The sequence below is a fragment of the Agrococcus sp. SGAir0287 genome, assembly GCF_005484985.1.
In the GTDB taxonomy this organism is placed as follows: domain Bacteria; phylum Actinomycetota; class Actinomycetes; order Actinomycetales; family Microbacteriaceae; genus Agrococcus.
Genome location: NZ_CP027942.1, coordinates 1,548,079 through 1,559,957 on the forward strand (window position 1 = coordinate 1,548,079; position 11,879 = coordinate 1,559,957).

Consider the following 11,879-nt stretch of genomic DNA (forward strand, 5'->3'; position numbering starts at 1 on the left):
CCGCCTCGCCCGCATGCGACGAGGGCCGCATCCCGAGCGGGATGCGGCCCTCGTGCGTGCTGCCCGGTCGCGTCAGTCGGCGCGGCCGGTGAGCTTCTCGCGCAGCGCGGCGAGCGCCTCGTCGTCGGCGAGCGTGCCGCCGCCGTTCGACTCGGAGGAGTACGACGAGCCCGTCGAGACGCCGGCGGCGACGTCGGCCGCCTCGGCCTCGCGGGACGCCCGCACCTGCTCCTTGTGCGCCTCCCAGCGCGCCTGGGCGGCCGCGTACTCGGCCTCCCACGCCTCGCGCTGGGCGTCGAAGCCCTCGCGCCACTCGTTCGTCTCCGGGTCGAAGCCCTCGGGGAACTTGTAGTTGCCCTGCTCGTCGTACTCGGCGAGCATGCCGTACAGCGCGGGGTCGAACTCGGTGGCGTCGGGGTCGACGTCGAAGTTCGCCTGCTTGAGCGACAGCGAGATGCGGCGACGCTCGAGGTCGATGTCGATGATCTTGACGAAGACCTCGTCGTTGACCGACACGACCTGGTCGGCGGTCTCGACGTGCTTGTCGGAGAGCTCCGAGATGTGCACGAGGCCCTCGATGCCGTCCGCGACGCGCACGAACGCACCGAACGTGACGAGCTTCGTGACCTTGCCCGGCGCGACCTGCCCGATGGCGTGCGTGCGGGCGAAGACCTGCCACGGGTCCTCCTGCGTCGCCTTGAGCGACAGCGAGACGCGCTCGCGATCGCGCTCGACGGTGAGGACCTCGACCGTGACCTCCTGGCCGACCTCGACGACCTCGGAGGCGTGCTCGATGTGCTTCCACGAGAGCTCCGAGACGTGCACGAGGCCGTCGACGCCGCCGAGGTCGACGAACGCGCCGAAGTTGACGATCGACGAGACGACGCCCTTGCGGATCTGGCCCTTCTGGAGGCCGTCGAGGAACTGCGTGCGCGAGGCGGACTGCGTCTCCTCGAGCAGCGCACGACGCGAGAGCACCACGTTGTTGCGGTTCTTGTCGAGCTCGAGGATCTTCGCCTCGATCTCCTGGCCGAGGTACGGCGTGAGGTCGCGGACGCGACGGAGCTCGATGAGCGACGCGGGCAGGAAGCCGCGCAGGCCGATGTCGACGATGAGGCCGCCCTTGACGACCTCGATGACCGAGCCGGTCACGACGCCGTCGGTCTCCTTGATCTTCTCGACGTCGCCCCATGCGCGCTCGTACTGGGCGCGCTTCTTGGAGAGGATCAGGCGACCCTCCTTGTCCTCCTTCTGGAGGACGAGCGCCTCGACGGCGTCGCCGACCTCGACGACCTCGGTGGGGTCGACGTCGTGCTTGATGGAGAGCTCGCGCGAGGGGATGACGCCCTCGGTCTTGTAGCCCACGTCGAGAAGGACCTCGTCGCGGTCGATCTTGACGACGGTGCCCTCGATCAGGTCGCCGTCGTTGAAGAACTTCAGGGTCTTCTCGACGGCGGCCATGAAGTCGTCGGCGCTGCCGATGTCGTTCACGGCGACCTGCTTCGGAGCCTTGGTCGTTGCAGTGGTCATGTGGTGTTGGTTGCCTTCGGTTCGGACAGAGTCGGGCCCGTGGATGATCCAGGATGGATGTGGTCCGCGAGCATGCGGAAGTGAGTGCCGCCAGAGGCGACGGTCCAGGCTATCGCATCCGTGGCGCGCCCGCAGCCGGGGCTGCGTCCCGGTCGCTCAGTCGTGGGCGAGCGCTGCAAGGATCAGCAGCGTGCCGACCGGATCGCCGCCCCACCGCGTGGCCATGTCCTGGCCGAGCATTCCGCGCTCGACCAGCAGGGCGAGCGCCGCATCCTTGTCGGCCGTCGCGGCGGCGAGCCACGCCTGCTCGACGCGCTCCTGCCATGCCTCCATGGCGCGCTCGGCCTGCTCGACGACCACGTCGACCTCGTCGTCCCAACGATCGAGCGGCGTGGGCTCGGTCGGCGGCGCCTGCTGGCCGAGCAGCCACCCCCGCCATCGCTTCGGCGACGGTCGTGGCGCGCGCTCGGGTCGGCGGGCGAGCAGCTCGAGCGTGGCGGCCTTCGCCGCATCCGCGATCGCGATGGCCTCGGCACCACGGGCGTCGTCGCCGATCGCGGCGCGCTCCACGGCGGCGAGCCCGTCGAAGTGCTCGACGGGCTCGCGGATCGTCGCGGCGAGGTCGACGGCGTTCATCGGCCCCGCAGCACCGCGCCCTTCAGGGTGTCGAGACCGACGCCGCCGATGTTCAGCACCCGCATGTGGAAGTCCTTGAGGTCGAACGCGTCGCCCTCGGCGGCCTTCGCCTCGTCGCGGATCTGCTCGAAGATGCGCTGGCCGATCTTGTACGACGGCGCCTGCCCCGGCCACCCGAAGTAGCGGTTCACCTCGAAGCGCACGAACGGCTCGTTCATGTTGACGTTCGAGCGCATGAACTCGAAGGCGTAGTCGAAGTCCCACGTGCCCGCGCCGTCGAGGCGCGGCTTGCCGAGGTGCACGCCGATGTCGAGCACGACGCGCGCGGCGCGCATCCGCTGCCCGTCGAGCATGCCCAGGCGGTCGGCCGGGTCGTCGAGGTACCCGAGCGACTCCATGAGGCGCTCGGCGTACAGCGCCCATCCCTCCGCGTGGCCCGACGTGCCGGCGAGGCGACGCCACGTGTTGAGCTGGGCGCGGTTGTACGTCGCCTGCGCGATCTGCAGGTGATGCCCCGGCACGCCCTCGTGGTAGACGGTCGTGAGCTCGCGCCACGTGTCGAACTCCGTGACGCCCTTCGGCACCGACCACCACATGCGCCCGGGCCGCGAGAAGTCGTCGGCGGGTCCCGTGTAGTAGATGCCGCCCGTCTGGGTGGGCGCGATCATGCACTCGAGCGCGCGGATCGGCTCGGCGATGTCGAAGTGCGTCCTGCCGAGCTCCTCGATGGCGGCGTCGCTCGTCTCCTGCATCCACGCCTTGAGGGCGTCGGTGCCGTGCAGCTTGCGGGACGCGTCGCCGTCGAGGTGCGCGATGGCCTCGGCGACCGTCGCGCCGGGCAGGATCTCGCGCGCGATGCGCTCCTGCTCGTCGCGCATCCGGGCGAGCTCCTCGATGCCCCACTCGTACGTCTCGTCGAGGTCGACCGTGGCACCGAGGAAGCGGCGCGACATGAGCTGGTAGAACTCCCGGCCCACCGCGTCCTCCTCGCGTGCCGCCGGCAGCAGCTCGTCGCGCAGGAAGTCGCGCAGCACGCCGTACGCGCGCGTCGCCGACTGCGCGCCGCCCTGCAGGTCGCTGCGGAGCCCCTGGCTCAGCTCCCCCTCGTCGGTGCTCGCGTCGTTCGCGAGGTCGTGGAAGAAGCCCGCCCCCTCGCCCATGTCCTCGAGCTGCTCGAGCACCTGCTCGACCTGACGCCGCGCGGGCGTGTTGCCCGCCTCGATGCCGGCGCGCAGGCTGTCGACGTAGCCGTCGATCGCTCCGCGCACGGTGCGCAGGCGACCCGAGATGTCGCTCCAGTGCTCCTCGGTCGCGGTGGGCATCATGTCGAAGACGTCGCGGATGCCCTGCGCCTCGGAGGCGATGTTGTTGAGGTCGCGCTGCCACCAGCCCGACTCCAGCGTCTCGATCTCGAGCTCGAGCTCGCGGGCGAGATCGGTCTTCGTGACCCAGTCGACATCGTCGACGGGCTCCTCGGCCGCGAGGGCCGCGAGGGTGCCGCGCGCCGCCTCGAGCCGCGGCGCGATGCCCTCGCGCGACAGGTCGCCGTACTGCGTCTTGTCGCCCTCGGTGCCGAGCCAGACGCGCGTGCGCGGCTCGAGCTCGATCTCCTTCTGCACGACCGCCTCGGCGATCGCGTCGATGGGCGTGGGGGTGCGTTCCTGCGGGGTCTCCGTCATGATCCCGACCCTACCCGCGCGAGGTGGGAGGGGCCCGGGCAGCCGGCTACGCCAGCAGGGGCAGCACGGCCTCCTCGAAGGCGTCGATGCCCTCGTGCCCGTGGGCGACGTCGGGCATGTAGACGACGAGGTAGTCGCAGCCCGCCGCCTGGAGCGCCCGGATCCGCTCGGCGACCTGCTCGGGGCTGCCGACCGCGGCGCCGTCCGCCTTGAACGCGGCGCCCGCCTGGTCGTCGGGCAGGACGCGGTCGGTGCGCGCGTGCACCGCGTCGACGACGCGACGCGCCTCCGCCTCGCTCTCGCGCACGACCACGTTGAGGTTCGTGGAGTGCGTGATGGTCGACGGGTCGCGACCCACGTCGTCGCAGTGCCGGTGCAGGATGTCGCGCTTCCGCGCGAACTGCTCGGGCGTGCCGCCGAAGTTCGACGCATCGCCCCACCGCGCGACGTAGCGCAGCGTGCGCTGCTCGCCGCCGCCGGCGATCCACGTGGGGATGTGCGGCGTGCCGTCGGCGCGGCGCTGCAGCGGCTGCGGCTGGCAGATGGCGCCGTCGACGGCGTACCACTCCCCCTCGAGCGTCGCCTCGCCCTCGTGCCACAGGCGCTGCATGATCTGCACGCCGTCGCGCAGCCGCCCGATGCGCTCGCCCGTGCCGGGGAATCCGTAGCCGTAGGCGCGGAACTCGTGCTCGTACCAGCCGGCGCCGATGCCCATCTCGAGGCGGCCGCCGGAGACGGCGTCGACCGTCGCGGCGATCTTCGCCAGATGCGCCGGATGCCGGTAGCCCATGCACGTGCACATCTGCCCGAGCCGGATGCGCTCCGTCGCAGCGGCGAGCGCCGCCATGAGCGTCCACGCCTCGTGCGTCGCCTCGTGGGTGGGGTGCGGGGTGGTGTGGAAGTGGTCGTAGACCCACACCGACTCCCACGGCCCCGCCTCCGCACGACGGGCGACGTCGAGCATCGTGCGCCACTGGTCGGCGGGCTCGACGTCGACGAGGTCGAGGCGCCAGCCCTGCGGCACGAACAGTCCGGTGCGCAGCGTCGTCATGCCTCGAAGCCTACGACGGTCGGCGCGCGGTCGAGCCCCGGCCGTCCCTGGTCGCGCGGGTCAGTGGCCCGCGGCGTCCCAGTTCGGGCCGACGCCGACGGCCACGTCGAGCGGCACCGACAGGTCGGCGGCGCCGCCCATGCCGTCGCGGACGATCTCCGTCATGCGATCGAGCTCGCCCGGCGCGACCTCGAACACGAGCTCGTCATGCACCTGCAGCAGCATGCGCGACTGCAGTCCCTCGGCGAGGATCTGCGCGTCGATCGCGAGCATGGCGCGCTTGATGATGTCGGCGGCCGAGCCCTGGATCGGCGAGTTCAGCGCCTGACGCTCGGCGTTCTCGCGCAGCACGCGGTTGGCGGAGTGCAGGTCGGGGAACGGGCGGCGGCGACCGAAGATCGTCGTCGTGTAGCCGTCGTCCTTCGCCTGCATCACGACGCCGCGGAGGTAGTCGCGCACCCCGCCGAAGCGCGAGAAGTACTCGAGCATGAGCTGCTTCGCCTCGGACTGCGGGATGCGCAGCTGCTTCGAGAGGCCGAACGCGCTCAGCCCGTACGCGAGGCCGTAGGACATGGCCTTGACCTTCGTGCGCATGAGCGGCGTGACGTCGGCGGGGTCGACGCCGAAGACGCGCGAGCCGACGAACCGGTGCAGGTCCTCGCCCGAGTGGAAGGCCTCGATGAGGCCGGCGTCCTCGGACAGGTGCGCCATGATGCGCATCTCGATCTGCGAGTAGTCGGCGGTGAGCAGGGTCTCGAATCCCTCGCCGTGCACGAACGCCGTGCGGATCTCGCGACTCACGTCGGTGCGGATCGGGATGTTCTGCAGGTTCGGGTCGTTCGACGAGAGGCGGCCCGTGTTCGAGCCCGTCTGGTCGTACGTCGTGTGGATGCGCCGGTCGGCCTGGATGCCCTTCTGCAGCGTCTCGATGATCTGCATGAGCTTCGTCGCCTCGCGATGCTGCAGCAGCAGGCCGAGGAAGGGATGCGGGCTCGACTCCTGCAGGTCGGCGAGCGCCTGCGCGTCGGTCGAGTAGCCCGTCTTCGTCGCACGCGTCTTCGGCATCCCCAGCTCGTCGAAGAGCACCGTCTGCAGCTGCTTCGGGCTGCCGAGGTTCACCTCGTGGCCGATCTCGGCGAAGGCGTCCTGCGCATGGCCGTCGGCGCGCGAGCGCATCTCGGCGTGGATGCGCTCGAGGACGGACGCGTCGATCGTGACGCCCGCGTTCTCCATCCGGGTGAGGACGGGCTGGAGCGGCAGCTCGATGTCGGCCTCGACGCCCTGCGTGCCCTCGTCGAGCGCATCCCGCAGCGGACCGGCGATGCGTGCGACGTACCAGGCGATCGTGCCGATCGCGCTCGCCTCGACGTCGGGCACGAGCTGGGCGGGATCGGGCTTCGGCATCGTCTCGCCGAGCACCGTGAAGACCTGGTGGTCGAGCTCGTAGGTCTTGGCGAGCGCCGTGGGCGCCGCGAGCCACGCCGAGATGCGCGTGTCGAGCACGACGCCCCCGAGGTCGAGCCCCGCGGCCCAGAGCCAGCGGCGCTGGAGCTTCGCGTCGTGCAGCACCTTGGGGTGGTCGCCTGCGAGCCACTCGGCGAGCGCGACGTAGTCGCCCGTGCCCGCCTGGTACGGCACGTGGACGCTGGACGACTCGGTCGACAGGCCGATGCCCGCCAGCTCGTCGCCCACGCGCTCGACGTGCACGGCGACCTCGCCGGTCTGGCGCTCGAGCCAGGTGGCGAGCTCCTCGTCGACCATGGTGTGCACGGCGGGCGGCGTCGGCCCGTTCGCCGTCGGGGCGGCCTCGCCCGCGGGTCCGCCGCCCTCCTGCGTCAGCACGCGGTCGAGCAGCGTGCGGAACTGCAGGCGCTGCGAGAACATCTCGCGCACCTTCGCCTCGTCGATCGGCTGCCGCGCGAGGTCCTTCGGGCCGACGGGCAGGTCGACGTCGTCGACGAGCCGGTTGAGCCTGCGGTTGCGCACGGCGCGGTCCTGCTGCTCGCGCAGGTTGTTGCCGACGACGCCCTTGATCTCGTCGGCGTGGGCCAGGATCTCGTCGACGGTGCCCCACTGCTGCACCCACTTCACGGCGGTCTTCTCGCCGACCTTGTCGATGCCCTGCAGGTTGTCGCTCGTCTCGCCGACGAGCGCCGCGATCTCGGGGTACTGGTGCGGCTCGATGCCGTAGCGCTCGCGCACGGTCTCGGGCGTGTAGCGCTTCAGCTCGGAGACGCCGCGGGCGGACGGGTACAGCAGCGTCACGTCGTCGGTGACGAGCTGGATGGTGTCGCGGTCGCCCGAGACGACGAGCACGTCCATCCTCTCCTCGACGCCTCGCCGCGCCATCGTCGCGAGGATGTCGTCGGCCTCGAAGTCCTCCTTCGAGATCGTGCGGATGCCCATCGCCTGCAGGGCCTCCTCCAGCAGCGGGATCTGGCCCTTGAACTCCGGTGGCGTCTCGGCGCGCGTGCCCTTGTACTCGGCGTACTCGCGCGTGCGGAACGAGAAGCGGGAGATGTCGAACGCGACGGCGAGATGCGTCGGCCGCTCGTTCTTGAGGATGAGCAGCAGCATCGAGATGAACCCGTGGATGGCGTTCGTGTGCTGCCCCTCGCTGTTGACGAAGTTGTCGAGCGGCAGCGCGAAGAACGCGCGGAACGCCAGCGAGTGGCCGTCGATGACCATGAGGGTAGGCTTCGTGTCCGGCACGGCAGCAAGCCTAGCCAGCACCTGCGACACCGACTTCGAGGAGTCCCTTGTCCGACGCGCCGGCCCCAGCGACTCCACCGCATCCCATCCCCGCGTCGGTCGCGGCCGACTCGGGCGCGTCGTCGCTGCTCGGCGAGCGCGGCCGCGGCGAGCTGGCCGAGCGCATGGGCATCGAGTTCACGGAGCTCTCCGCCGAGCGCTCGGTCGCGACGATGCCCGCGGAGGGCAACCGGCAGCCGATCGGACTCATCCACGGCGGCGCCTACTGCGTGCTCGCCGAGTCGCTCGGCTCGATGTCGGCCAACGCGCACGCGATCGGCCTCGGCCGCTACGCCGTCGGCATCGACATCAACGCGACGCACACGCGCTCGGTGCGCGAGGGCACGGTGACGGGTACGTGCACGGCCGTGCACCTCGGCTCGTCGATGACGGTGCACGAGATCGTCATCACCGACGAGTCGGGTGCGCGCGTCTCGACGGCGCGCATCACGAACCTGCTGCGCGACCGCCGCTGAGGGGCGCGGTGGTGGGTCCGATCGGTCGAACGGCCACTTCGTGCGCTCGATTGGCGCACATCGGCGCCACTCGCTCATCGATTGGCCCACATGGGCGCCGCTCGCTCGTCGATCGGCGCACATTGGCGCCAATCGACAGGACGTCGACACCCGCCCTCCCGACGACGGCCGTCAGACGCGTCGCCGTCGCATGGCCGCCTTCACGAGCGCGACCATGCGACGACCTCCGTCGTGCAGATCCGGCGCCGACACCCGGATGACCTCCCAGCCGGCCTCACGCAGGCGTCGATGCCGCTCCACGTCGCGCGCGTACTGGCGAGCGTCCTCGCGGTGGTGCTGACCGTCGTACTCGAGCCCGAGGCGCAGGTCCCTCCATCCCATGTCGAGCCTCCCGATCGACGACCCGTCGTCGTCCAGGACCGGCAGCTGCAGCTCCGGCTCCGGGATGCCGGCACGGACGACCAGGAGGCGGACCTTCGTCTCCTGCGGCGACTCCGAGCCGACGCGGATGGCACCGAGCGCTCGATGCACGCGTGCCATCCCCCGCGCCCCGCGGAACCGCCCGGCGTTGCGGACGAGGTCGCCGATCTCCAGTCGGTCGGCTCGCGTCCTGGCCACGATCGCGTCGCCGACCGCGACGAGCTCGTCATGGTCGAGCTGCGACGCCACATGCACGAAGCAATCCTCCAAGGACTCGACGGGCATCCCGCCGACCTCGACGACGCGAGCTCGGATGCGGTGGCCCACCACATCGGGTCGACGCATCCGGGACGTGTACGAGGGCGATGCGACGTGGATGGGCAGCAGTCCGATCCGGCCTGGGAGCGGGAGGCCGTGCAAGCGCGCCGCCGTCGCGTGGGACAGGAACTGGTCCGACCTGCGGACCGCGTCGATCGCCGCCAGCAGGTCGCGATCAGGACCGTTCGACGGGCCGAGCATGCGCGCACCCCACGCCGGCGCGACCAGGGAGCGAGCTCGCAGCTCGTATCGCGTGAAGCCCTCGTCGAGCGCCTCGCGCACGCTGACGACCCTGTTCGATGCGCGGCGATGCTGCTGGTCCATGCCGCCGACGGTCGCAGAGCGGCGACCAGACCGTGCCACGCCCGGCCGACGCTGTGGACGCGAGCGCGCTGTTCGGGAGGCGCGGCCCCGAGGATGGTCGGACCCGAGCCTTCGCGGCAGGCGCATCCGCTGATCGGAGTCGATCACGGCGACCGGTTGGCGCCAATCAGCGCCAACCGACGGGTCGCTGGCGCACATGCGGGCCAACCGACCGACCGGGGCCGCAGATGTCGGCCAATCACCGACCTCGCAGCGCAGACGTCGACCAATCGGCAGCGCGACGACGCAGCGGAGTCGAGGTCGCGAGTCGACGGCGGACCGCGCGACCCGAGCCTCGAGCGGCGGCCGCGTCAGCCCTTCTTGCCCTCGCCGAGCTGCTCGATGACCGCGCGGGCGACCTCGCCCATCGTCAGGCGACGGTCCATCGACGCCTTCTGGATCCAGCGGAACGCCTCCGGCTCCGACAGGCCCATGCGCTGGCCGAGCAGGCCCTTCGCCCGGTCGACGAGCTTGCGCGTCTCGAAGCGCTCCGCGAGGTCGGCGACCTCGGACTCGAGCGCCTGGATCTGGTCGTAGCGGGCGAGCGCGATCTCGATCGCCGGCAGCAGGTCGTTCGGCGTGAACGGCTTCACGACGTACGCGAGCGCACCCGCCTCCGACGCGCGCTCGACGAGCTCCTTCTGCGAGAAGGCCGTGAGCAGCACGACGGGCGCGATCTTGCCCTCCGACAGCCGCTCCGCCGCGGAGATGCCATCCATCTTCGGCATCTTCACGTCCATGACCACGAGGTCGGGGCGCAGCTCGGTGGCGAGCTCGACGGCACGCTCGCCGTCGCCGGCCTCGCCGACGATCTCGAAGCCGTTGTCCTGCAGCGTCTCGACGATGTCGAGGCGGATGAGCGACTCGTCCTCGGCGACGACGACGCGGCGCCTCGAGCCCCCCGTTGCGGCCTTCGGCTCTGGCAGCTCGGGCTCCAGGAACGTGGCATCGGTCATGCGACTAGCCTATGGGATGCGCGCGGCACCCCCGCCCGCGCCGGCATGGCGGAATTGGCAGACGCGGCGCACTCAAACTGCGCTTCCTCACGGAGTCAGGGTTCGAGTCCCTGTGCCGGCACCGCGGCGACGCGCGAACGCCCCCACCCGGATCCCGGGCGGGGGCGTTCGTGCGCGTCGGCGTCAGAGAGCCGGCGTCGAGGCCGCTCGAGCGCGCTCCTGGGCGACGGTCGGCACCTGGATGCGGCTGATGCCGTGGTACGCCTGCGCCGCCTCGTTGTGCACGTCGCCGACGACGTGCACGCGCAGGTCGTTCGTCGAGCCGGCGATGCCGGGAGGCGAGCCCGAGATGACGACGACCTTCTCGCCCATCGGCACGAGGCCGCGGCCGATGAGGATGTCGTCGGCGAGGCCCATCATGGCGTCGGTGTGCGTCACGCGGTCGACGAGGAAGGTCTGCATGCCCCAGATGAGCTGCATGCGCGACTCGATCTCCGGGTCGGGCGTGAGCGCGATCGTCGGGATGTGCGAGCGCAGTCGCGACATGCGGCGCGCGGAGTCTCCCGACTCGGTGAAGACGACGATCGCCTTCGCCTCGACGAACTCCGCCACCTCGCGCGCGGCGAGCGTGATGGCGCCGCCCTGCGTGCGCGGCTTCGTGCCGAGCGGCGGGATGCGCGTGATGCCGTGCGCCTCCGTCGACTCGATGATGCGCGCCATGGTCTGGATCGTGACGATCGGGTACGCGCCCACGCTCGTCTCGCCCGACAGCATGACGGCGTCGGCGCCGTCGAGGATCGCGTTGGCGCAGTCGCTTGCCTCGGCGCGCGTCGGGCGCGGGTTCTCGATCATCGACTCGAGCACCTGCGTCGCGACGATGACGGGCTTCGCCCAGCGACGCGACAGCTCGACGGCGCGCTTCTGCACGAGCGGCACCTGCTCGAGCGGCAGCTCGACGCCGAGGTCGCCGCGCGCGACCATGATCGCGTCGAACGCGTCGATGATCTCGGCGAGGTTGTCGACGGCCTGCGGCTTCTCGATCTTCGCGACGACGGGCAGGCGACGCCCCTCCTCGTCCATGATCTCGTGCACGCGCTGGATGTCGGCGGCGTCGCGCACGAACGACAGCGCGATGATGTCGGCGCCGAGCTGGAGCGCCCAGCGCAGGTCGGCCTCGTCCTTGTCGGACAGCGCGGGCACGTTCACGGCGACGCCGGGCAGGTTGATGCCCTTGTTGTCGCTCACCTTGCCGCCCACGACGACCTTCGTCACGACGCGCACGCCGTCGGTCGACACGACCTCGAGCGCGATGCGCCCGTCGTCGATGAGCAGCGGGTCGCCGGGCTTCACGTCGGCGGGCAGGCCCTTGAACGTCGTGGAGACGACGTCCTTGTCGCCGGGCACGTCCTCCGTCGTGATCGTGAAGGTGTCGCCGTCGGCGAGCATCTGGGGGCCCGCGGCGATCTTGCCCAGGCGGATCTTCGGACCCTGCAGGTCGACGAGGATGCCCACGGGCATGCCCAGCTCGTCGGACGCCTTGCGGATGTCCTCGTAGACGGCCTCGTGCACCGGGTAGGCGCCGTGGCTCAGGTTCAGGCGGGCGACGTTGACGCCGGCCGCGATCGCGGCCTTCGTCTGCTCGTAGCCCGACAGCGCCGGCCCGAAGGTGGCGACGATCTTCGCTCGTCTCATTGCTCTC

At 71.0% G+C, this 11,879-nt stretch carries 9 protein-coding genes and 1 tRNA gene; 2 read left to right on the forward strand and 8 right to left on the reverse strand.

Annotation, left to right across the window (positions count from 1 at the left end):
* Positions 1-72: 72 nt before the first annotated feature.
* The 5 genes from rpsA to polA all read right to left on the reverse strand — a co-directional run bounded on the left by rpsA (position 73) and on the right by polA (position 7,584).
* A complete protein-coding gene (gene rpsA, locus C1N71_RS07440) occupies positions 73-1,530 on the reverse strand; it encodes a 30S ribosomal protein S1 (protein ID WP_137755811.1) in 1,458 nt (485 codons plus the stop codon).
* A 156-nt stretch (positions 1,531-1,686) separates the two neighbouring features.
* On the reverse strand, positions 1,687-2,166 hold the full coding sequence (locus tag C1N71_RS07445; RefSeq protein ID WP_137755812.1) for a hypothetical protein: 480 nt from the start codon (positions 2,164-2,166) through the stop codon (positions 1,687-1,689).
* Positions 2,163-3,845 (reverse strand): DUF885 domain-containing protein, encoded by a 1,683-nt coding sequence (locus C1N71_RS07450; protein ID WP_137755813.1) that lies wholly within the window; start codon positions 3,843-3,845, stop codon positions 2,163-2,165. The genes C1N71_RS07445 and C1N71_RS07450 overlap by 4 nt, the downstream gene beginning before the upstream one ends.
* A 46-nt stretch (positions 3,846-3,891) precedes the next feature.
* Positions 3,892-4,896, reverse strand: coding sequence for a TIGR03560 family F420-dependent LLM class oxidoreductase (locus C1N71_RS07455; RefSeq protein WP_368074087.1), 1,005 nt, complete (start codon positions 4,894-4,896; stop codon positions 3,892-3,894).
* Positions 4,897-4,956: 60 nt separating this feature from the next.
* Positions 4,957-7,584, reverse strand: coding sequence for a DNA polymerase I (gene polA, locus C1N71_RS07460; RefSeq protein ID WP_175414273.1), 2,628 nt, complete (start codon positions 7,582-7,584; stop codon positions 4,957-4,959).
* Between the two features lie 110 nt (positions 7,585-7,694).
* Here polA and C1N71_RS07465 point away from each other — a divergent pair, with 110 nt between their 5' ends.
* Positions 7,695-8,123, forward strand: coding sequence for a PaaI family thioesterase (locus C1N71_RS07465; RefSeq protein ID WP_441297176.1), 429 nt, complete (start codon positions 7,695-7,697; stop codon positions 8,121-8,123).
* Positions 8,124-8,294: 171 nt separating this feature from the next.
* Here C1N71_RS07465 and C1N71_RS07470 read toward each other — a convergent pair whose 3' ends face one another.
* Both C1N71_RS07470 and C1N71_RS07475 read right to left on the reverse strand, forming a co-directional pair.
* On the reverse strand, positions 8,295-9,185 hold the full coding sequence (locus tag C1N71_RS07470) for an endonuclease domain-containing protein (protein WP_137755815.1): 891 nt from the start codon (positions 9,183-9,185) through the stop codon (positions 8,295-8,297).
* A 350-nt stretch (positions 9,186-9,535) separates the two neighbouring features.
* Positions 9,536-10,180, reverse strand: coding sequence for an ANTAR domain-containing response regulator (locus C1N71_RS07475; RefSeq protein ID WP_137755816.1), 645 nt, complete (start codon positions 10,178-10,180; stop codon positions 9,536-9,538).
* Between the two features lie 39 nt (positions 10,181-10,219).
* Here C1N71_RS07475 and C1N71_RS07480 point away from each other — a divergent pair.
* Positions 10,220-10,301, forward strand: a tRNA-Leu gene (locus C1N71_RS07480).
* A gap of 62 nt (positions 10,302-10,363) precedes the next feature.
* Here the strand turns inward: C1N71_RS07480 and pyk are convergent.
* The gene (gene pyk / locus C1N71_RS07485; RefSeq protein ID WP_137755817.1) at positions 10,364-11,872 is read right to left on the reverse strand and encodes a pyruvate kinase; all 1,509 of its coding nucleotides are present in this window, start codon (positions 11,870-11,872) and stop codon (positions 10,364-10,366) included.
* Positions 11,873-11,879: the final 7 nt, after the last annotated feature.

Coding starts and splice junctions, on each gene's coding strand:
- pyk (WP_137755817.1), bottom strand. CDS start 11,872: ATGAGACGAGCGAAGATCGTCGCCACCTTCGGGCCGGCGCTGTCGGGC.
- C1N71_RS07475 (WP_137755816.1), bottom strand. CDS start 10,180: ATGACCGATGCCACGTTCCTGGAGCCCGAGCTGCCAGAGCCGAAGGCC.
- C1N71_RS07450 (WP_137755813.1), bottom strand. CDS start 3,845: ATGACGGAGACCCCGCAGGAACGCACCCCCACGCCCATCGACGCGATC.
- polA (WP_175414273.1), bottom strand. CDS start 7,584: ATGGTCATCGACGGCCACTCGCTGGCGTTCCGCGCGTTCTTCGCGCTG.
- C1N71_RS07470 (WP_137755815.1), bottom strand. CDS start 9,185: ATGGACCAGCAGCATCGCCGCGCATCGAACAGGGTCGTCAGCGTGCGC.
- C1N71_RS07445 (WP_137755812.1), bottom strand. CDS start 2,166: ATGAACGCCGTCGACCTCGCCGCGACGATCCGCGAGCCCGTCGAGCAC.
- rpsA (WP_137755811.1), bottom strand. CDS start 1,530: ATGACCACTGCAACGACCAAGGCTCCGAAGCAGGTCGCCGTGAACGAC.
- C1N71_RS07455 (WP_368074087.1), bottom strand. CDS start 4,896: ATGACGACGCTGCGCACCGGACTGTTCGTGCCGCAGGGCTGGCGCCTC.